The organism is Sphingobacterium sp. E70 (genome assembly GCF_019285695.1).
Classification (GTDB): domain Bacteria; phylum Bacteroidota; class Bacteroidia; order Sphingobacteriales; family Sphingobacteriaceae; genus Sphingobacterium; species Sphingobacterium detergens.
On record NZ_CP079104.1, the window covers coordinates 5,119,959 to 5,139,463 of the forward strand.

At 38.9% G+C, this 19,505-nt stretch carries 31 protein-coding genes and 2 pseudogenes; 10 read left to right on the plus strand and 23 right to left on the minus strand.

Going from position 1 to position 19,505, the window contains the following annotated elements; translation table 11 throughout:
* Nucleotides 1-12 precede the first annotated feature (12 nt).
* Complete coding sequence (locus KUH03_RS36620) at nt 13-222, minus strand: helix-turn-helix domain-containing protein (protein WP_257089522.1); 210 nt, start codon at nt 220-222, stop codon at nt 13-15.
* A 326-nt stretch (nt 223-548) separates the two neighbouring features.
* On the opposite strand from KUH03_RS36620, the gene KUH03_RS36625 reads away from it, so the two are divergent.
* A complete protein-coding gene (locus tag KUH03_RS36625; RefSeq protein ID WP_257097687.1) occupies nt 549-1,052 on the plus strand; it encodes a nitroreductase family protein in 504 nt (167 codons plus the stop codon).
* Between the two features lie 192 nt (nt 1,053-1,244).
* Here the strand turns inward: KUH03_RS36625 and KUH03_RS49745 are convergent, their stop codons facing one another.
* The 10 genes and pseudogenes from KUH03_RS49745 to KUH03_RS36675 form a co-directional block, all read right to left on the minus strand.
* Nucleotides 1,245-1,448 carry a hypothetical protein gene (locus tag KUH03_RS49745; protein ID WP_373564552.1) on the minus strand — a complete coding sequence of 68 codons (204 nt, stop codon included), beginning with the start codon at nt 1,446-1,448 and terminating at the stop codon, nt 1,245-1,247.
* A pseudogene (locus KUH03_RS47265) lies at nt 1,390-2,135 on the minus strand (MBL fold metallo-hydrolase). The gene KUH03_RS49745 and the pseudogene KUH03_RS47265 overlap by 59 nt, the downstream one beginning before the upstream one ends.
* 62 nt (nt 2,136-2,197) lie before the next feature.
* Entirely contained in the window at nt 2,198-2,413 is a 216-nt protein-coding gene (locus KUH03_RS36640; protein ID WP_257089525.1) for a hypothetical protein, read from the minus strand.
* Nucleotides 2,410-2,910, minus strand: coding sequence for a hypothetical protein (locus KUH03_RS36645; protein WP_257089526.1), 501 nt, complete (start codon nt 2,908-2,910; stop codon nt 2,410-2,412). Before KUH03_RS36645 ends, KUH03_RS36640 begins: the two co-directional genes overlap by 4 nt.
* Entirely contained in the window at nt 2,841-3,431 is a 591-nt protein-coding gene (locus KUH03_RS36650) for a hypothetical protein (RefSeq protein ID WP_257089528.1), read from the minus strand. The genes KUH03_RS36645 and KUH03_RS36650 overlap by 70 nt, the downstream gene beginning before the upstream one ends.
* Nucleotides 3,410-3,790, minus strand: a complete 381-nt coding sequence (locus KUH03_RS36655; protein WP_257089530.1) for a TonB-dependent receptor domain-containing protein — start codon at nt 3,788-3,790, stop codon at nt 3,410-3,412. The genes KUH03_RS36650 and KUH03_RS36655 overlap by 22 nt, the downstream gene beginning before the upstream one ends.
* Nucleotides 3,783-4,199: a hypothetical protein gene (locus KUH03_RS36660; RefSeq protein ID WP_257089532.1), complete on the minus strand. Its 417-nt coding sequence runs from the start codon at nt 4,197-4,199 to the stop codon at nt 3,783-3,785. Before KUH03_RS36660 ends, KUH03_RS36655 begins: the two co-directional genes overlap by 8 nt.
* The gene (locus KUH03_RS36665) at nt 4,187-4,960 is read right to left on the minus strand and encodes a hypothetical protein (protein ID WP_257089534.1); all 774 of its coding nucleotides are present in this window, start codon (nt 4,958-4,960) and stop codon (nt 4,187-4,189) included. Before KUH03_RS36665 ends, KUH03_RS36660 begins: the two co-directional genes overlap by 13 nt.
* A gap of 14 nt (nt 4,961-4,974) precedes the next feature.
* Nucleotides 4,975-5,457, minus strand: a complete 483-nt coding sequence (locus KUH03_RS36670) for a carboxypeptidase-like regulatory domain-containing protein (RefSeq protein ID WP_257089536.1) — start codon at nt 5,455-5,457, stop codon at nt 4,975-4,977.
* A gap of 91 nt (nt 5,458-5,548) precedes the next feature.
* Complete coding sequence (locus KUH03_RS36675; RefSeq protein WP_257089538.1) at nt 5,549-5,932, minus strand: DUF1801 domain-containing protein; 384 nt, start codon at nt 5,930-5,932, stop codon at nt 5,549-5,551.
* Between the two features lie 157 nt (nt 5,933-6,089).
* Here KUH03_RS36675 and KUH03_RS36680 point away from each other — a divergent pair, with 157 nt between their 5' ends.
* The 4 genes from KUH03_RS36680 to KUH03_RS36695 all read left to right on the plus strand — a co-directional run bounded on the left by KUH03_RS36680 (nt 6,090) and on the right by KUH03_RS36695 (nt 7,722).
* Nucleotides 6,090-6,647: a Crp/Fnr family transcriptional regulator gene (locus KUH03_RS36680; protein ID WP_257089539.1), complete on the plus strand. Its 558-nt coding sequence runs from the start codon at nt 6,090-6,092 to the stop codon at nt 6,645-6,647.
* Nucleotides 6,648-6,725: 78 nt separating this feature from the next.
* Nucleotides 6,726-7,043: a multidrug efflux SMR transporter gene (locus KUH03_RS36685; RefSeq protein ID WP_120258247.1), complete on the plus strand. Its 318-nt coding sequence runs from the start codon at nt 6,726-6,728 to the stop codon at nt 7,041-7,043.
* A 221-nt stretch (nt 7,044-7,264) separates the two neighbouring features.
* Nucleotides 7,265-7,477 (plus strand): hypothetical protein, encoded by a 213-nt coding sequence (locus tag KUH03_RS36690; RefSeq protein ID WP_257089541.1) that lies wholly within the window; start codon nt 7,265-7,267, stop codon nt 7,475-7,477.
* 5 nt (nt 7,478-7,482) lie between these two features.
* Nucleotides 7,483-7,722 (plus strand): hypothetical protein, encoded by a 240-nt coding sequence (locus KUH03_RS36695; RefSeq protein WP_257089543.1) that lies wholly within the window; start codon nt 7,483-7,485, stop codon nt 7,720-7,722.
* A gap of 86 nt (nt 7,723-7,808) precedes the next feature.
* Here KUH03_RS36695 and KUH03_RS36700 read toward each other — a convergent pair whose 3' ends face one another.
* From KUH03_RS36700 to KUH03_RS36715, 4 genes are all read right to left on the minus strand, one after another.
* Nucleotides 7,809-8,012, minus strand: a complete 204-nt coding sequence (locus KUH03_RS36700; protein WP_257089545.1) for a hypothetical protein — start codon at nt 8,010-8,012, stop codon at nt 7,809-7,811.
* A 307-nt stretch (nt 8,013-8,319) separates the two neighbouring features.
* Nucleotides 8,320-8,859 (minus strand): porin family protein, encoded by a 540-nt coding sequence (locus KUH03_RS36705; protein ID WP_257089547.1) that lies wholly within the window; start codon nt 8,857-8,859, stop codon nt 8,320-8,322.
* Nucleotides 8,860-9,373: 514 nt separating this feature from the next.
* Nucleotides 9,374-9,904, minus strand: a complete 531-nt coding sequence (locus tag KUH03_RS36710; protein ID WP_306429283.1) for a DUF1080 domain-containing protein — start codon at nt 9,902-9,904, stop codon at nt 9,374-9,376.
* 328 nt (nt 9,905-10,232) lie between these two features.
* Complete coding sequence (locus KUH03_RS36715; protein ID WP_257089549.1) at nt 10,233-10,964, minus strand: class I SAM-dependent methyltransferase; 732 nt, start codon at nt 10,962-10,964, stop codon at nt 10,233-10,235.
* A 123-nt stretch (nt 10,965-11,087) separates the two neighbouring features.
* Here KUH03_RS36715 and KUH03_RS36720 point away from each other — a divergent pair, with 123 nt between their 5' ends.
* The 3 genes and pseudogenes from KUH03_RS36720 (at nt 11,088) to KUH03_RS36730 (ending at nt 13,522) form a co-directional block, all read left to right on the plus strand.
* Nucleotides 11,088-11,381, plus strand: a complete 294-nt coding sequence (locus tag KUH03_RS36720) for a hypothetical protein (RefSeq protein ID WP_257089551.1) — start codon at nt 11,088-11,090, stop codon at nt 11,379-11,381.
* Between the two features lie 1,174 nt (nt 11,382-12,555).
* Nucleotides 12,556-13,250 (plus strand): annotated as a pseudogene (locus KUH03_RS36725) (outer membrane beta-barrel protein).
* On the plus strand, nt 13,250-13,522 hold the full coding sequence (locus KUH03_RS36730; protein WP_257097690.1) for a porin: 273 nt from the start codon (nt 13,250-13,252) through the stop codon (nt 13,520-13,522). Before KUH03_RS36725 ends, KUH03_RS36730 begins: the two are co-directional and overlap by 1 nt.
* A 210-nt stretch (nt 13,523-13,732) precedes the next feature.
* Here KUH03_RS36730 and KUH03_RS36735 read toward each other — a convergent pair whose 3' ends face one another.
* The 5 genes from KUH03_RS36735 to KUH03_RS36755 form a co-directional block, all read right to left on the minus strand.
* A complete protein-coding gene (locus tag KUH03_RS36735; RefSeq protein WP_257089553.1) occupies nt 13,733-13,954 on the minus strand; it encodes an aldo/keto reductase in 222 nt (73 codons plus the stop codon).
* A gap of 34 nt (nt 13,955-13,988) precedes the next feature.
* Nucleotides 13,989-14,654 (minus strand): aldo/keto reductase, encoded by a 666-nt coding sequence (locus KUH03_RS36740; RefSeq protein WP_257089555.1) that lies wholly within the window; start codon nt 14,652-14,654, stop codon nt 13,989-13,991.
* Between the two features lie 161 nt (nt 14,655-14,815).
* Nucleotides 14,816-15,286: an AraC family transcriptional regulator gene (locus KUH03_RS36745; protein ID WP_257089557.1), complete on the minus strand. Its 471-nt coding sequence runs from the start codon at nt 15,284-15,286 to the stop codon at nt 14,816-14,818.
* The gene (locus KUH03_RS36750; RefSeq protein ID WP_257089559.1) at nt 15,271-15,558 is read right to left on the minus strand and encodes a hypothetical protein; all 288 of its coding nucleotides are present in this window, start codon (nt 15,556-15,558) and stop codon (nt 15,271-15,273) included. The genes KUH03_RS36745 and KUH03_RS36750 overlap by 16 nt, the downstream gene beginning before the upstream one ends.
* 701 nt (nt 15,559-16,259) lie before the next feature.
* Entirely contained in the window at nt 16,260-16,835 is a 576-nt protein-coding gene (locus KUH03_RS36755) for an SDR family oxidoreductase (RefSeq protein ID WP_257089561.1), read from the minus strand.
* A gap of 275 nt (nt 16,836-17,110) precedes the next feature.
* On the opposite strand from KUH03_RS36755, the gene KUH03_RS36760 reads away from it, so the two are divergent.
* Both KUH03_RS36760 and arsC read left to right on the plus strand, forming a co-directional pair.
* Nucleotides 17,111-17,482 (plus strand): helix-turn-helix domain-containing protein, encoded by a 372-nt coding sequence (locus KUH03_RS36760; RefSeq protein ID WP_257089563.1) that lies wholly within the window; start codon nt 17,111-17,113, stop codon nt 17,480-17,482.
* A gap of 38 nt (nt 17,483-17,520) precedes the next feature.
* Complete coding sequence (gene arsC, locus KUH03_RS36765) at nt 17,521-17,877, plus strand: arsenate reductase (glutaredoxin) (protein ID WP_257089565.1); 357 nt, start codon at nt 17,521-17,523, stop codon at nt 17,875-17,877.
* 166 nt (nt 17,878-18,043) lie between these two features.
* Here arsC and KUH03_RS36770 read toward each other — a convergent pair whose 3' ends face one another.
* The 3 genes from KUH03_RS36770 to KUH03_RS36780 all read right to left on the minus strand — a co-directional run bounded on the left by KUH03_RS36770 (nt 18,044) and on the right by KUH03_RS36780 (nt 19,036).
* Nucleotides 18,044-18,298: a DinB family protein gene (locus KUH03_RS36770; RefSeq protein WP_257089567.1), complete on the minus strand. Its 255-nt coding sequence runs from the start codon at nt 18,296-18,298 to the stop codon at nt 18,044-18,046.
* 112 nt (nt 18,299-18,410) lie between these two features.
* Nucleotides 18,411-18,659: a DinB family protein gene (locus tag KUH03_RS36775; RefSeq protein ID WP_257089569.1), complete on the minus strand. Its 249-nt coding sequence runs from the start codon at nt 18,657-18,659 to the stop codon at nt 18,411-18,413.
* A gap of 95 nt (nt 18,660-18,754) precedes the next feature.
* The gene (locus KUH03_RS36780) at nt 18,755-19,036 is read right to left on the minus strand and encodes a hypothetical protein (protein ID WP_257089571.1); all 282 of its coding nucleotides are present in this window, start codon (nt 19,034-19,036) and stop codon (nt 18,755-18,757) included.
* Between the last annotated feature and the right edge of the window lie 469 nt (nt 19,037-19,505).

The following is a 19,505-nucleotide window of genomic DNA, read 5'->3' on the forward strand; positions in this document are numbered from 1 at the left end:
ACGACCTGGATTCTATTTAACCTGTTGAACGGCTCCGGTTCTACTTGCCGTTTCTCTGCCCCATAGTGCAATAGATTCCAATAGAGGGATAAGTGTCCTGCCAAATTCCGTAAGTTCATAATCGACCTTTAAAGGCGCTTTGTCCGTGTGTACTGTCCGAGTGACCAAGCCGTCTGCTTCCAGCTCTTTCAGCTGTAGGCTCAATGTACGTTCGGTAATCATTGGACATTCTTTTCTCAGTTCATTATAACGTTTTTTTCAATTAAATGAATGAGGATGACTGCTTTCCATTTTCCGCCTATGTATTTCATTGTCAGGCTGGTACTGCATGGGTATTGTTTGTTGTCTATCAAATACATCTGTTACTATCAACTTTGACCGTTATTGCAAATATATAGCACTATATTTAAGTTTGCAACTATAAAAAATATAGTTAATTTAAAATTATATGTTATGGCATTTATAGAAACAGCAAAACAACGTTATACAACAAAAAGTATAATTCAACAGAAAGAATTTCAGCGGACAAGATTGCTGAGCTAAAAGAAATACTTCGCCTGAGTCCATCATCTATCAATAGTCAACCCTGGAAGTTTTTCTTTATTTCAGATGGAGAGACAAAAACAAAATTAGCAGAAGCATCCTATTGGAATGCAGAGAAAATTAATGAGGCAAGTCATCTGGTCGTCTTTAGTGCTCTTAACGATGTGCACCGATTCGAGGAGCAGATCAACAGCACGCTTCCCGAGGGATCGATAAATTATTACCATCGATTTTTAAAATCACAGGGGGAACAACATGTGCAATCCTGGATGAAACAGCAGGTGTATCTTTCTTTGGGATTTTTTCTTGCTGCCTGTGCGTCAAATAATATTGATGCAACACCAATGGAGGGAATTGAAAATGATCGTTATGATCAAATCTTGGGGCTCGAGCAATACCATACATTATTTGCCGTCGCCATTGGCTATCGGAATGTGGAGGATTCAAATCAACCTAGCATAACAGCCAAATCACGTTTGAATATGGCGGATATTATTCAGGCAATATAGTTCTCTTAATAGCAATAGGGACGGCCAAAAAACTCGGTCATCCCTATTGTTCTTTAATTTTGTTCGTAACCTCAATCGTCTTCTTTCAGCAATTCAATTTCAGTAGAATCGCACTTTTGCGAGATCTTGTTGCCGGATATGGTTAAGGTAGACTAATCTTCTTTCCTTGCTCAGGAAAAATATAATTTACTTTTAAAGGATTGTTTTTAAGAGCTCCTTTTTGATGATTTCTGGATTATCTCTTGTTGGTTTTCGGTGGGTGACCACGATGTTTAATCCTTTTAAATCATTTTGCCCGATCTTATCTTTTAGTTTGTTTAACTCCTCCAATAACAGATTAGGGGTAAGGTGACCGAACAGCAGGTTTTCGGCAGCTATTGGGAAAAGACACCTCAATTAATATCGTGTTTAATTGACCTTTTTTGATCAATGGCGCAATATTTTTCCAAAGATTGTCAAGTCGGTCAGCCTTTTCAACTCGGTCGGCACCTGTATCTCCGAGATAGAGTAGATAATGATCATGATGGCGCACCAGCACAGCACTGCTTTTATATGGATTTACATGGCTTAATTCGTATGCCGTCAGGAAGAAAGGGGTATTTTGTGCCGCAAGTTCTATTCCTTCTTGCAATTCACTGTAATGATATTTTCCAAGAATTGGTTTTTGACCCTGATCAGCAAAATTAATCCAGGTATCGTTTATAAAATAGTGGTTTTGCAAAATTTGAAGTACAGGAGCAAGGGCAAAAATATTCTTTTGCTATCTGCCGGAGAATTGATAATCAGACCCGATAGATGATCTAAATGACCATGAGAAATAAAATACCCTTTTATTTGATTGTGTAGTATCGTTTCTTCTGTTCCATGGAGACTTTTTAGCTGAATGGCTTTTCGTATCCCGGTATTTATTGTACCGGCATCAAGACAGAGAAATGCGGTGTCCTTTGGTGTCCCAACCAGGTAGGCCGATAGATTATCCTCTTGCTCACCACCATATATACCTAAAGGGATTAATTCGAAATGTTGCGCTTGGGAGGAAATACATACAAAGAGTGCAACAAAAGAAAGTAATATTTTTTTCATACCATATTAAACTAAAAACCCATCCTTAAACAAGGATGGGTCAAATTTACATTATTTTTTACTTATTGATTGAAGCGATAACGGACGCCAAGTTGAATTCTCCAACGCGATGTTTCGTCAACACTATTTGAGAAAGTACTGGTCAATGGAATCTGATTCGTCGCATCTAAATAAGGGAAAGAAAAAGTTGGTTGGCCTTCCGCATTGAGTCCTTTATAATTTAGGATACCATTCGCCTTATTGGCAAATTGTGCCACACCCCAACTTTTATTGATCATATTTCCAAAATTGAATACGTCGAATGTAAGTTGTAATTGATGTTTTTTCCACCCGCATTTAAGAATACATCCTGAGCAACACGGATATCAAGCGTACCGATCATTTTTCCGACCAAGGCGTTGCGTTTCGCGTATTGACCCCGGTGTGCATTCAGGTAGCTATCCTGATTGATATAGCCATTCAATTGTGACCACAGTTGATCTGGCGTACGCATATCTTTGTCATTATCACCTACCAATGCAATTTCCGCCTTATTGTTTGGAATATAAATCAAATCGTTACCAGACAGACCATCATTATTTAGGTCGCCTCCATAAGTATAAGAATAGCGTGGGCCATCCTGCAATTGATAAAATAAGGAGAATGTCGTTCCCAAATGATCAAAATACTCTTTCCGGTAAGAGAAGTTGGCAATAAATCTGTTTTTTACCAGGTAAGTTGAATAGGAGAGGTCCGCATTATTCGGGTTTCCGGATACATATCGATCCCGCCACATCGATTGTGCGATAGAACCGCCGTCGTTAACGGATCTTGAATCTGTATAGGTATAACCGATATTAGCAAAAATCCACCTTTAAATTCTTTGGATAATGTTCCTGTCAGCGTATAGCTATATCCTTTTGAAGTATTGGACATGACGATCGCATCCGAAATATTTGGATTTTCAGGAGTAGGTTTCGCAGCACCATATATACGCGGTGTCGTATAACGCATACGGTTATCGGCACCGGTTAAAGCTGTACCATCTGTCGTATTTAGATTGACATTTCGGAAATAAACAGAATTGATATCCTTGGAATACATTGCCTCAAATGTACCAATGACTCCACCCGGCAATTTTTGGTCTACGGCAAGATTTGTACGCCATAGCTGCATAAATTTGAAGTTATTGGCCGTAACAGCAAGGTTATAACTCGAATTGTTTGCCGCAGTCTGGTGGTTCACATTGCGATAGGCATCCACATCCGGCGTGAAAGGACGATTGGTTGGCTTGTCTATTGTTTCAGAGCCAAACATAACACCATTGTTGCCAGCTTGGTTGGAGATCCATACCAATGGCGGACGACCGGTAAAGATCCCTGACCCCCACGTATTTGAGTTTGATTCGTTCCATTGACGTTCCAGTTAAATCCAATACGGGGCGACCATAGAATAGTTCCTTTAGGGTATTTTGAAACATCAATTTTTTCGCCCTGATCAAAGGTCAATTTGCTGACATTATCATTTTTTAGATTGCTAGGTGATGATAAGTGGGTGTAATCAGCCCGTAGCCCAGCGGTGAGTTTAAAATTATTGTTTACAGCAAAGGCATCCTGCACATACAGACCAACCATATTGGCAGAAACCTCAGCATAAGGGAAAGATCCATCAGCCAATACCGAATACTGTATCTGGTATTTGGTCGCATTTGAAACGTCTTTTTAGCTGAATTATAAAAATCGTCAAGACTGGCAAAAGTATAAGCTCCATAGTAGTTTGGTGCAAAACCATTTTTGTCCGATAATTTTCAAAGTTAGCTCCCAGTGTGATTTCATGCTTACCAGCGTATATATTGAAGTTGTTGGTGGCTTGAAAAACTTTCGTTTTTAGGCTGTTAAATGCAGTAAAAGGTTCATAGCCAAAAGCCGTCATGCTACTTCCATCCGGATTCATAATGTCTACCAAAGGGAATGGCTGTCCACCTTTAGATTCTCTGTAGTCGTCCATCACATTATAGCCTACGGTCAGGGAGTTGGAATATTTGCTACTGATACGCGTACGCAATTCCAGATTCACATTATCCATATTATTGTTGATACCGTAACCCGCTGAACTGAATGGTAGACTGATATTTGAGGGTTGTCTATTATTTTTGGTGCGCCGCTATTTGACGGTAGGATATCCCGATAGGAGCGGAAATAAAAGTATTTGGCACTCAGCGTATTTTTGGAGTCGATGTTGTAATCTAATTTGATCGAAAACTTGTCACTGCGTGTATCCAAAGGATAATCCTGATAAGAACCTGGGTTGTATCCGATAGATTTGAGATAGATTGCTAGATCATCTAGTTTTTCGGCAGAGACGGTTGATACGTTCGGACCGGTGTTGCCTCCGCGTGAAGCGATAAAGTTTGTTCCGGGATCTACCCTTCGCTCAATTTCCCCACTGGCAAAAAAGAAAAGCTTATTTTTAATAATTGGGCCGCCGACTGTAAACCCATATCCTTTGAGGTTAAAATTATTGACAGGAGCTTTCAGACCTGCCGAATTATACTTATTGACCAGATCCTGATTTCTGAAATAGTAGTTTAATGAACCCTGTATCTCATTTGTACCACTTCGGGTGACAGCATTAATTGCAGCACCTGTGAAGCCATTCTGTCTCACATCGTAGGGAGCGATATTAACCGAGATCTCTTCAAAGGCATCCATGTTGATCGGTTGCGAGTTTGTCTGGCTTCCAATTGTCCCCTGTAGTCCAAAGGCATTGTTAAATAATGCGCCATCAATGGTGAAGTTGTTCGCGAGATTGCTTCTTCCTGCAAAGGAAGGATTGCCATATTGCATTGAAAATTGAGGTGTCAGCTTGACGAAATCTGTAAAACTCCGGTTGAGTGTTGGTAGATTCTGTATTGCTGTACGTGAGATATTCTGCGAAGCTCCAGTTCGACCTGAATTGAAGACCTTTCCTGTCTTGTGCCCACGACAACGACTTCTTCCAAAAGCCGATCATTGGCGATCATTTGAATATCAAGTGTTGAACTTTGTCCCAATGCCAGTTTTTCTACTTGCTTGACATTTGGAGTATGACCTAAATAAGTTACAGTGATTTGATAATGACCACCGATACGCATATTCGGAAGGTTATAACGGCCATCGTTTCGTGATGAAGTCGTGTATTTTGTCCCAGATGGTAAATGGATAGCTTCAATTGTTGCACCATTGATAGGCGTGTTGCCCGCTCTGACTGTTCCGTTTAGGGCAGAGGTAGTTTCATTTTGCGCATAGGTAATCGATGTACCAATTGTGCTTAGCAAAATGCTGGTAATCAAATGTTTTCTCATTTGTTTAGTAGCTGTTTAAATGACTAGGTGATTTTTTAAACCGCGGTAAAGGTAGTGCTGTATTATTGATTTTAGGTTAAGTAAGTATTATTTAAATGTTTCGGAGGATGGTGCTAAAGGCGATTTTTCCATCGCGATATAGGTTGATCGCTGCATTTAAAATAGTTCTGATGGTCTCCAGTGGAAGATCCTCATTTGGATTGACAGGAAAGACCTTCATCCGCGAACGTGTTCCGGTTTCGAGCTCAGGATAATCCAGATATTTTCCTTCTACCATCAGCAGATAAGGATATTTTGTTTTTTTGTCAGTCCACAGGTAACAAAATGCTTTGTTCTTATAGCAAAAACAAGGCATCCCATATTTTACCGTTTCCCTGATTTCTGTATCCTGCTGAAGAATAATATGCTTTAGTGCCAACAGACAGCTCTTATTGGGTTCTTCCTGACTTAAATAAAACTGGTTGAGTTCTTGCATATTTATCGATTTCTGTACTGCTTTTTTCCAAACGGATTAATTTTTATTGACAGGTTTTCCGTTTAAACAAAGATACATTACACCTGACTTTTTATCATATCTTTCACCGTTTTTTTGAGAGTTTTGTATCTTCAGATCCATTAGTTTATAGTAAGCCATGAATCCATTAATCCAGCAGTTCAGAAGATATGGGCATCTCAATGAAGCCGCCGAAAAGGAGATCGAACAAAGGATCAACTATTTTTCGAAGCGTAAGGGAGAACATTTTCTAAAAGAGGGCCAGCATGTATCCAGTTATTTTGTATTAAGTAAGGGTCTGATTCGTGCCTATTTCTTTAAAAATGGACGGGAGCTCAACAGCTGGTTTGGTGAAGAAAATCAAATTTTTGGATCGATATTACCTGTATATACTGAAAAACCTTCCTTTGAGAATATTCAGTTTCTTGAAGATTCGGAGGTCTATGCAATTGCTGTGGATGATCTGAATGAACTCTATCGTAAATATCCGGAGTTAAACCTTATTGGGAGAAAAATTGCGGAGGAGGTATGTATTGTCTTGGAGGAACGTATTATCTCTTTGCACACCGAATCTGCTATAGAACGTTACCAGTCGCTGATCAAGTTGCAGCCAAATTTGTTAAATCGAGTCAATCTTGGTCACATTGCATCCTATTTGGGAATTACACAGGAGACTTTGAGTCGTATCAGACGTTAAGGAACGATTTTGATATAGATCAAAAAATGCAGTCAATCAAGTCACTACTTTTGTAGCGGATCATTTAAATAATTGAAAATGAATTGGATTGCATTAATTATCGCTGGTATTTTTGAAATTGGTTGGCCTTTAGGATTGAAGATGGCGCAACAACCAGATGGCAATAAATTTGGTTGGATTATATTGGCTGTTGTCTCGATGACTATCAGTGGAGCACTATTGTTTTATGCGCAAAAGGCTATCCCAATCGGTACAGCCTATGCGGTTTGGACTGGTTTAGGTGCTGTCGGTACATTGCTGGTCGGGATATTCTTCTTCGGCGATTCAGCAAACGTCTTTAGACTTTTGTCGGCGACCTTAATTGTGGCGGGTATTGTAGGCTTAAAAATATTTTAATAACAATCAGGGATTTTGATATCACTTTGCATATAAATAGGAGTGATATCAGAATCCTTTCTCTTTACTGGAAAAACTAACTCTTTATATTTCCCATATACTGCATGAATTTGAATAAATCCTATTTTTTTACCTAAAAAATCAACAATTTAGTTTAAAACCTGCTATAAAAGAGGATGTTGGGATGATTTTTGTTGCGTACATAAATTATGAGGCAAGAATTGGCAGATAAGATAGCATTGTATAGTAAACGGTACGGCTTGTTTATGCATCCCGACTATGTGAGCTTTGCCCGCGATACAACAAGGCTGTTAATTCGTAACGAATGCCTGCGAGTAGGGGATATAAAAATATATCAGGACTATGTTGCCTCCCATTATCCCGAAGATCTCCCTTGGGAAATGAAACAATACCAAGAAGCGTCAAGGCTTTGATAAAAATGGATAAAGTAGCCGCTATAGCCTGGGTCACAACAAATCAAATTAATCTTTTCGAATCTGATATTTTTATTGATGATGAAGACGCGATTTTACGTCCGATCCAGTTTAAGAACGATGAGGTGTTGCGTTACAATTTTAATACATTGGAAGAACTGATTTATAATCATCAATTACCCGATGACTTATTCCGCAAAAACAGGGCGTACTTTTGGATAGATGCCCGCATCGATTTGCGATGATGGTGCTGAAGGGCAATAGAGCTGTCTATAATGATACTTTCCAAAAGCATTTTTAAGAAAATACTTTTGGAAAGCTGTAAAAAGTACTAATCTGCCTGTAAGACAAATACCTCATTATTATTTCCAAGAGATACGGTTGGAAATTTCTTGTTAAAGTCAATCCTCACATCTCCTTTGCCCACTGTACCGTCACCATTGGAATCCCATTCCAAAGCGACGTAATATTTTATGGGATCAGTTTCGTTAACTGCCGGTTTGATTAATTTGTAATGATTTTTTGGAAGATCCAATTTGATCTCAAACGGTAATTCACTTTGTTTAAAGCTTTTTCAGCTATTATCGTTGCTGGTACATCAGCAATGTTTGCAGCCACAGCATAGAGGGTAATTTTACCAGAAGGATTTTTGATGGTAACGGGATTGGAATTCAGAAGTTTTACCGATACACTGTTTTTAGTTGAATCCATTTTTTCTTTATGTTGGATTGTTGAACAGCTGCTGCTTATAAGCGCAACAGATAGTAATGATATGATAGATTTGATCATAGTAATTTTTATTTAAATGTTTGAAAAACTATACTAATTTATAGTATGAAATATTATAATTTGAAAGATATACCAACATTGGCGATACCCAGATATCCGAAACCAAATTCACCATATACACCAATTTTATTACCATAACGAATACCGAATGGTGAAGCTTGGTAGGATAGTGCGCCAAAGTTGTCGGAGTTCTCTTTTTGACGGTTGTGGTATTGGGCATAACCAACAGCACCCTTACCGTATAAGTTCAATTTGCCCCTGTCCAGATACAGATATTTTGCGTTTACCAGTCCACCATAAGTGCTCCATTTGGAATCTCCAAGATCATCCTTGTAACGGACTGTATTTTTTCCATAAAAACCGTCGATTCCCACTGAAAATCGTTGTGTTAAATTGAGCGAGTATCCTGCGGAAATAGCACCGGTACCCTCGGTACTTTCCACTCTTCTGCCCACGATCCCCATTGTAATCCAATCTCCCAATAGTGTTCCAATTTCTTGGACAGGTACAAGCCCATAGCCAACTCTGATTTCAGATTTTCTTTGCGGGATTTCCTGTCCGTAGCCTTTAATTGCGCGAGTGCAATAAGGCAAATCATGATCATTTTTTCATTTAATATATGTAGAAGCCACGATTTTGGTGACTCTCTAATTCTTAACGTGGTTGGAATTTAATTCGCTACATTGATGTTTAACAAATATTTTATTTCTTTTGTTTTTGTTTTTTGAATTTTAATTCTGATATATAGGTGTGTTACTGAATATTGCTGTAATCAGATGTCAATAAAGAAGATAAAATCTATAGGTATTACACTGCTGAACATAGTAAACAGGCTATTGTCTAACAGCTCACTCGTCAAATCGTATCACTGGGATTAATCCTGATTCTACCTGGAAAATCGATTGGTCAATTTCAATTTTTGTCTGTGCGACTACAGGAGAGGCAATTACAAAGAAAAGTAATAGGTTAAATAATGATTTGCTTGTGTTCATGTACTTAGCGGTCAGTTTTTATATATGAAGCGGATAATTCCGGAATTGTTTGAAAATTCAAAAGTCCTTCGTTCATACAAGAACGAAGGACTTTTGAGGCTATATGCAGGGGTGATTATAATTGTTTTATCTTTAGATTTCTAAAGGATACACCCCTTGACCAGTCTTGAAGAGCGAGCTTGCCACTAACATGTTGACCGAATTCCGGAAAATCTTTGAAAGTACTATGTTTTACCAGATCCTTCCATTTTTGCGAATTGAAATCCATTTCAGCTGTGACTTTACCATTCAGATAGAAGGTTATTTTACCGTCTTTTTGTACAATGCTTGATTGGTTCCAATCATCTTTAGCTTTGGTGCTGACAAAATTTTGTTGTGGTAAAAACGTGTAGAGACAGCCAGCACGTTTCAATGGTTTGTCAAAGTCAGGGTGCGAATCTGCGAGCAATTGATATTCAGGGCCAGAGTGATAAGTCGCATTGATATCCGGCTGTTCCTGTACATTGACAAAAACGCCACTGTTACCTTCCTTTTCCAGTTTCCATTCAAATTTGAACTCATAATTCTTATAGTCAGTGTTGGATACAAGATCATATTTTTGACTTTCGTTGTTTGGATCGCAATAGATCGTACCATTCCGCACCAACCAGGCAGTAGGTGCTTTTTCTCATTGTTGTAGGTATGCCAATTGTTCAGGGTAGTGCCGTCAAATAGGAGTTGCCAACCTTCTTTTTGTTCTTCCTCAGTCAATGTATTTGGAGCGCTCGCCTCCTTATTACACGAATAAAATAGACAGCTGATACAGGCAGCCACTGCAATTTTTTTGAATAGGTTTAAGTTTATCATTGTTTAAAGTTTGTTGTACATGAATGTTTTTAGGAACCTGATACACTAAAATAAATTTTAATGTTTGCTTTCCATTATAAATACAGGCTCTTATGCAAATTTGTTACAGAGGAAGCCGATGTAGCGAACTACTTTTCAGCGGAAATAATCAACATCATCGGCCTTCTCAATTCATCACCCATTGCCGGAAAATTTTCGAGCATTTCTGTACTAGGTTCAGGTTCAACACAAGCGTTTATTTTAAATCCACTTTGTAGAATGCTACTGAGATAAGAAGTAATTGTTCTATGGTACTTTAGAACCGTATTTCCTAAAAATGTTGTCTCTCTGGCCCCTATGAGAAAATAGTTGTCTACAGGCCAATAGAGTTTGTCTCCATCTTTGTCGTAGATCCAATCTTGGTTGCCTTGCGCGGTAAAAACAGGATGCTCTATCGAGAATAAAAATTGCCCTCCAGGTTGGAGCCAATTGTAAATATTCCGACAGAGTGCATCAAAGTCTTTTATGTAATGAAATGCCAAAGAACTGATCACCAGATTAAATTGTCCGGATCTGAAAGTAAGCTCTTCAATTGCATTTCGTTGATATTCGATTCCTTCCAGTTTATTGATCTCGTTGGCCTTCTCCAGCATTTTTTCGGATAGATCTACGCCAATAACAGATTTTGCGCCATTTTCAATCACATATCGACAATGCCAACCATATCCACAGCCTAAATCGAGCACAGCATTGTCCCTCAGGTTGGGTAAGAGCTTTTGAAATTCATGCCATTCGCCAGCTCCCAATAAGCCTTTCTGTGACCGATACATTTTGCTATATTCTTCGAAAAATTGTGGATCGTCGTATTTATTTTCTTGCATCTAATTGTTGCGCGTTAAGTTTGCTCCCTATTCTTGATTGCCTAATTTACAGATTATTCATGTTTTTGTTTTTATTACGCTTATTTTTTGCGTAGTAATACGATTTGTTATTAAATTAATGGCATGGTTGATAAAAGTTTTATGACAAGTTTTGGTGTACTGGAACGCAGCGAAGGTCCAGAGGAAACATCCGTGTGGTCTACCCGGATTGTTGTGGACAACCGTTTTTTTGATGGAGAAATTCCGCTTTATATACTAACCAAAGCAGAAAAACCAAGTGATAACATGCTAAGGCTTGCCGAAGCTATTCTTGGTCATATGGAGCGTTATCTCGAAACTGGAATATCCTTTTTGAAGAGAACATTGACCGAACAAGCTATTGATTTCAAAATAAGCGGTAGGGAAGGGAGTATCTAGTGAGGGAGATCGAAGAGTTCCCAGTGGATCTCCCGAAGTTATTCTTTACGATGACGAGGAGGAATGGGTGCTGCGTTTTGCTGAAGGTTTATTTAGCATTTGTGATCCTTATGGTATCAATATAAATTTTTCTTCTGATAAGCCAATCTCGGTAGACAACTTAGAAGATAGTGAGGAAATCTAATTTTCCTTAGCGACGGACCAATGCTCACCTGAGAAAAACACCGTGTTGGTCATCAATCAATCAATCAATCAATCAATCAATCAGCCGTTGACAGGGACTGTATCCCTCATTTTGGATAGTTCCTCTCACAAATCAATTCTCATTTTGATAAAATAACCCTGTCATTCTGATAGGATCTAGCAATTTTGATTTTAGTCTTTTCTTTTTAAATCTATTGTCTTTTAGTGTTTTACGTTGTTCGTGAGAACTGTGGAATATTGTTTGGCATATAGGGGCAACGTATATAAAAATGAAGATGATTAGAAAAATAAAAGAATCGGCACAGAGCCCGCCCACATTGAAGCTGATATACCGACCGCGGATGATATGACATCTCCAAGAATGAAAATAATAGTTCAAGAATCTTTAATAATCCACAGCAAAGTGAAAACACGAGTACTGATAATAACTGGAATACTTTGCTTTTAGTTATGCTTTAAAATCTGATGGATTCCTTTGAGAGAAACTAAGAAAATACAAAGTAGAATAACACTTAAGTTAACGTTAGCCATGAAAGATTTAAAAGAAAATCAGGAGCAGCAGTCGCCCCGAAAATTGTCTATGGATCGCATAGCGAAGGTTGTGATGATCATCTTGATCCTTACCATGATCTATTAGCTGTATCTCGGTTAAATTTTGAAAATACAATCGCGATATCAGCCTTTGGCGATAGAATATAGCCGGAATAGCCATTATGTCGAGTATACAATGGACTGCAGTCCTTAGCCGGAGTAAAACGAATCTAGGTGATAGCAGAATAACAATGATGGGAAAATAAATGCCAAAACGTAGCTATACGAATAGAATAAATGACAATCAAAAATTAAATAAATGAAGAAATTAACCCTGTTGACCTCCCTCGTACTTGGGTCAACAACATCACTATTTGCACAGGAAGACACAACAAAAAATAACCCGCTTTCATTCAACGGATATGTGGAAGCTTATTATATGCGGGATTTCAATAATCCTCTTGGAAATACACGTCCGGGTTTTGTTTACAGCCATAACAGGAACAATGAAGTGAATATTAATCTGGCCTTGCTAAAAGCTACCTATAATACGGAGAACACGCGGGCCAATGTAACCTTGGCAACAGGTACCTACATGAATGCCAACTATGCGGCGGAGCCTGGAGTATTGAAGAATATCTACGAAGCCAATGCCGGTGTACGCATCTCAAGGAAGCATAATTTATGGATTGATGCCGGTATTTTCTCTTCCCATCTGGGTTTTGAAAGTGCCATTGGAAAGGACAATTGGACAGTGACAAGAAGCCTTTTGCCGATAATTCGCCCTATTTTGAAACCGGCGCAAAAATATCTTACACCTCTGCATCTGGAAAATTATTTCTTAGCGGACTTGTATTAAACGGTTGGCAACGTATACAGCGTGTCGATGGCAATAGTTTGCCTGCCTTCGGACATCAGCTTGTATATAAGCCGACCGATAATTTAACCATCAATAGTGGATCTTTTATCGGCAGTGATAAAGCGGATAGTGTCAGACAGATGCGTTATTTTCATAACTTATATGCTATTTATCAGCTAAATAAACAGGTCGGATTCACGGTGGGTTTTGACATCGGTGCGGAGCAAAAGGAAAAGGGAGCAGCAAATACAATGTCTGGTATACCCCGGTATTAATTGCACGTTATACAGGAGCCGATAAATTCAGCCTTACTGCTCGAGGTGAATACTATCAGGATAAAAAGGGTGTCATTATCTCTACCGAGGCAAAAAATTGGTTCCAAACATTTGGCTACTCGCTCAATGCGGATTATGCAATTCTCCCCAATGTACTTTGGCGGACAGAAATACGTAATCTGAACAATAAAGAAGCAATCTTCCTAAATCGGAATAATAGTTTGGTAAAAAATAGCACAACGGCTGTTATGGCACTAACTGTTAGTTTCTAAATAAAAACAAACCTTGCTGTTGGATCAATAGACAACAGCAAGGTTTTGAAATGAAGCGCAAAAAATGCTGCACCCCATTTTCAGTTGTATAGTTATGTCTCAGCTGCAAGAGCGGATAGAGGTATAAGTCTCAATAAAACAAATACGGAGTCGGACAGATCATTTAGTGTAAAATGCATGTTATACCCCGTATCGGTTAAAGTTGATCTATTAATTGTTGACCAATGCCATTGCGCCATCACTATAACGAGCACCCACATTCGGGTATTTCCGAAGTATTTCTTCGATAGCGTTTAGATCCGAATCCGACAATTGTACTTCGATGGCACCTACGTTTTCTTCTAGATACTTTCTTTTTTTCGTGCCTGGAATTGGAATGATGTCATTCCCTGAGCGAGCACCCAAGCCAGCGCCAATTGTATTGGCGAACATTGTTTATCTTGAGCTAAAAGCGCAAATTCAGCAATCAAACGAGCGTTATTTTCCGCATGTTCTCCTTGATTGCGGGAAGTGTCCTTCTGAAATCGTCTGCTGCCAGACTATCTAAATTTAAGGCATTGGAAAATAAACCTCTGGCAAGTGGTGAATAGGGGATTAAACTGATACCCAAATTACGTACAGTCTGTAGTATTTCTTTTTCTACATCACGTGTTAGCAGAGAATATTCACTTTGCAGTGCCGCAATGGGATGAACCGCATTGGCTTTGATGATCGAAGCCGGCGATGCCTCACTCAGTCCAAGATATCTTACTTTTCCTTCTTTGACCAGTTCCGCCATAGCGCCTACAGTATCTTCGATCGGGATATTCGGATCCACTCGATGTGCATAATACAGATCTATGGTATCGATGCGAAGTCTTCTGAGACTATTTTCTACAGCAATTTTTATCCAGGCAGGTGATCCGTCAAAATAGGTGTTTGCGGTGCCGCTTGGTCCTGCCTGTCCATCCTTGAAACGAAAGCCAAATTTGGTTGCAATAAATACCTTGTCACGATTGGGAACCAGAACTTTTGAGATCAATTCTTCGTTGGCGCCATTGCCGTACATGTCCGCTGTATCCCAGAAGTTTACGCCAAGGTCCAATGCCCTTTCAAGTGTAGCAATACTCTCTTTTTTCGTCTGTAGGTCCATAGGCAAAACTCATTCCCATACAACCTAATCCAATAGCAGATAACTGTTCGTTTGTTGTTCCGAGATTTCTATATTTCATAACTGTTATATTTTGTTCAATACAAAAGTAGCGAAGGTATACGGTGTCTTACTTAAGACAATCAAACAGATAATTATATTATTCAAACAGTCGTCATCCGTAATTGGTTTGGTGACATTCCAGTATGTTTTTTGAAAAAGTTCGTAAAATAAGAAGGGTATTCAAAACCTAATTTATAAGCGATATCGGCGATATTCCAATTGGTATGCAGTAGCAATGCCCGCGCTTCCTGCGCAATGCGGCTGGCGATATGTGCACTTGTGGTTTTACCTGTTGTTTCTTTTACAGAACGGTTCAGGTGATTGATATGCACCGAAAGGGCATGGGCATAATCCCCTGGGCTTTTCAGCTGCAAACCAGTATCCAATGTGTTTACTGGGAATTGACGTTCCAGGAGTTCCAAAAATAGACTCGATACACGGGTAGATGCGTTGGTATATGCACCAAACTCCTGAGCAGGACTTGACTTCATTGTCTCATGGATCAATAGATGCAGGTAGCTGCGCAAGACATCGTCTTTATGTGCATAATCTGAATTCATCTCAGACAACATTTTTTTGAAAATTGTTGAGATTTCATCCAGTTGTTCTGTGTTTGGAAAATAAATTGGGTTGCTCCCAATTTTAAAAAGGGAGAATCCTTTAAACTCTCTATGCGTTCACTATGTTGAATAAATTCTTCCGTAAAGACACAATACCATCCAGATTGTGCCGTAGACTCCGGTTCCCAGGCGTAAGGTACGACCGGATTGGCAAATAACATCGCCGGTCGATCGATCTGTATCCATTTATCAGCATAATATAATTTGCCCCGACCTATAATCAATGAAGTTTTATAGAAATCACGACGGTTATAAGGGAGATTACTGTACAGGATTCTCGGCTAAACACATTGAAGTGACCAATGCCCGTATTATTAAGCGGTAAGTCTAGGTTCGCAAAGCCCGGTTGTCTTTTGTAGAAATCTGTTACACTTTCAGCTGAGTTCATACTACTAAATTATAAAATTCGTTTTACAAACCACGGTCATTTACAGTTCAATTTTATCGGCGGAATTGCTGATAACTTCCGTGTCTCTCAAATAAATAAGAGACTAGTCCGCCCGTATAAACAATTCGCAGCATAGTAGAGAAGGGGTAAAATTGTGCCAAAATTTAGGAAGTGCAAAAACTTTTGGCACAATTTTACCCCTGTGATTTATTGAATTACAAGCTGTTTTTCTGTGAAAAGTGGATTTATTGCTTTTAATCGCATGATTTGTAGCATTGGTTTATCGCGGGTGAATTTAGGAGGAAACCAAGATCCCTTAAAGGAAAAGTAAATTCCCTGGGAGAATGCTGTGTCTCCTTCGGAGGAAACCAAAATCCCCTAAGGGAAAAGTAAATTCCCTGGACGAATCCTGCGTCCCCGAAGGAAAAAATGAAAATAAGAACGATTTTCTAGCCGTCCTTAATAGCTGCTTTAATCCTTTTAAAAGCTTCATCGACAAAAGAGGCAAAAGATTTAGGTGATCTTTTAAGCACACGGTCAATGCCATCGCCTAAGGATTGATTTCTTCCATCGAGAATCTCCGAAAATGCAAATACAAGATGCTGAGCAACAGCCGGGGTAGACCATGTTGCAGTAACAGTTCCAAATAACTTTGTTTATCCAATTCACGGTAGGTAATAGGGCTGCCGATTTTTTTGAAATGATTGCTACGGCATCTCGAAAAGTGTAGAGTATATCACCGGTCACTTCATAAACTTGATTATCGTGGATAGGCTCTAATAAGGATGCGACAACGACGTCCGCAAGGTCGTCAAGATCAACAAATGGCTCGCCGGCCTGTCCTGCCATAAAAACAACTTCTCCTGTTTTTATACCATGAGCAAAATGTCCCTCGGTAAAATTCTGATTGAACCAGGCCGAACGAACAATAGTCCAGCGAAGACCAGAATGTTGGATCACATTCTCGCAAGCAATCACAGAATCTTGGCCTCGGCCTGATAGCAATACAATCTTTTTAATATTAGCTTTGTATGCATGTTCAGAAAGCACGCGGATTTGTTGTAACGCTTCAGGCATAGATGTATCCGGATGCACAATAAATAGTGCATCCACGCCTTTAATACTTCAGCCCAATTACGATCATTCTCCCAAATAAAATACCGCGAATGCTTGGACGCTTTTTCCAATTCCCTGGTTGTAACAAGAACTTCAACTCCTTTGGCTCGTAATTTTTCTACTACCCGACGGCCACTCTTTCCGTTACCACCCAATACAAGTACAGTTTCAATTTTATTGTTTGCCATTTATCTTTTTTTTATATTATTGTAAAGCTAGAGAATCATTCAGTAGATCAACACATCTACTATCACGGAGTATAGTGTACCAGTATGACTAAGAAAGTAGATAACGATCATTATTGCCCCTTTCATTCTCCAGGCACTTTCCTGAAGATTCAGGATGCTTTGGAATGTTTACAGGGAAAATGGAAACTGCAGATCATCGCCGCCTTGTTAACAGGGCCGAAGCGTTTTAGAGATCTTGCGAATTATATCGCTCCGATTACAGACCGGATGTTATCCAAAGAACTTAAGGTTCTGGAAGGACATTTACTTGTCAGCCGGCATAAAAAATCAACCTATTCGATTGAAATGGAATATGCAATCACGAAACATGGTATGAGCCTAAAACCTTTGATTGAGAACCTTATTGACTGGGGAGATTTGCACCGAAAAGAAGTAATAGATAAACTACGCAAATAACATCTTTTTTCTGAGAAGAAACCCAACAACAAGCTACTATGATTAAAATATACCATAATAAACAATGCAGCAAGAGTTGCGCAGCGTTGGATTTTTTGCAAGAGCATACTGTAGATCTGCAGGTGCAAGAGTATCTTGAAGAAGTCCCCAGTAAAGCTGAGCTCATTGAAATATTGTCGCAACTCGGACTTAAACCACTAGCGCTTATTCGAAAGAATGAAGCTCTATTCCTCGAAAAATTTCAACATCTTCAATTGACAGATGAGGAGTGGGTTGAGGTGATGCTGCAAAATCCCATATTGATCGAACGGCCTATCGTTATAAAAGATGGTAAAGCGGTTATCGGCCGTCCATTGGAAAGAGTAATCGAGCTCTTTACACCACGATCATCCTAATGGCGCGATAATTGCGCTATTTTTTCCATGAAACAGATACTAAATATATTTGCAGCGGTGCTGGATATTTTCAAATTATTTACATAGTTTAAGTATCCTTAGCCATCTTGTCTAGAAGGACCGAAATATGCTCCTTGATGTCTTTCGTGGCATGCATTTCTATTTCTTAATAAAATAAGTTGGTGCTATTATTGGTGATTGGCAGCTGGTAAAACCGGACTGGTCTGATCAATAATGGAGCAGCTTGAAAGGATATTTTTATCTGTACGATATGCCTGATATTATGGTTAACCAGAAAACGAAAAGTATCTCCGAGACGGATTTTTATCCATTTATTGATGGAAATATTTGTTCGGATTTTGCCGAGATCTTTTGATTTTGCCTGCTCAAGTAATTGAAGGAAGTTCTCCTGTTGTTCCAAAAGACAGCAAGCACATTTCTGTCCAGTTGCTTATATATAGGATCCATCTCCTGGAATGTCTTCATTTTGTTGGGCCGATCTTTTGGAAGTATACTTTTTGCGAAATAGTTTCCTAAAAGGCCACTGTTGAAATAGCTTGCTGCATTCGATTGACTAGCTGCCATTCTTCTTGAAATTTCGGCAGATAGAAGTTTCCATAAAGATTGAGATGTGCGATACACTCTAAGGTATTCCATGAGCCTTTATGGGGCCGTTTATTGAGATCATCTAACGACAGCGTTTTCAACGATTCAACAAAAGTCATATGTTCCCTTGTCTGTGTACTGAGCTGTTCAAGTAATGCTAAAGATTTATATTTCATTTTCGTTTTTTTGATAAAATACACGAAAAAAAAGGGCAAAAAAATTGATTGAACTCAAGATTTACTGATCCGTGAAAAAGTTTCAGGTGTCATCCTCAAATAGTTGGCAATATGTTTATTGGGAATAATTTGGAATAAGAGAGGGTTTCTCTTAAAAACACGCTCATATCGGATTTTAGGGAGTCCTGCAGCAGATCCTGTTCTCTGTCAAGCTGTTGCTTCACCAATCCCTCTAATATGTTGATGTAAAGCGAAGTGTTCTCAGGACTTTCATAGACGAAATGCATAAAATCTTCTTTTTCCGCGACCAATACTTCAGTTTTCTTAATGGCTTGAATAACGAAATCTGAATGGCAACCATCAAAGAAGGAGTCCATGGCCACGATAAGATCTCCAGTATAACCTAGCCGGATAATCTGTTCGGCATGTTGTTGGAAGATGGAAATTTTAAGGCTGCCTTTTTTATAAAGTATATTTTTGAGTCTACAGTTCCGCTGCTTTTAATCAGTTCATTCCGCTTGAATGTAAGCGTTTTCTTAAAAACGGTAGGTGTAATTAGATCTTTGAATACAGTCATGTCTGATGTTGCTTTAATGAATGGAGCGCTCGTAATGATGAAAATTACTCCTGTTATCTTCCTTCAAATATGGAGTCTTCGGCCACAAATATGGTCGGGCTCCAGACTAATATGGATTTCTGAATAAAAAGTAAATATTTATTTTCAGATTTACAGCAGTAAATTGAAATCTCAAGTCCATAAAGGTGGTCATGAGTCGTTAAACTCACTGCATGAAGCCTTTTTGTGGTTGCGATAAAATGTAAATAAGAATCATTAGCTAAAAATAA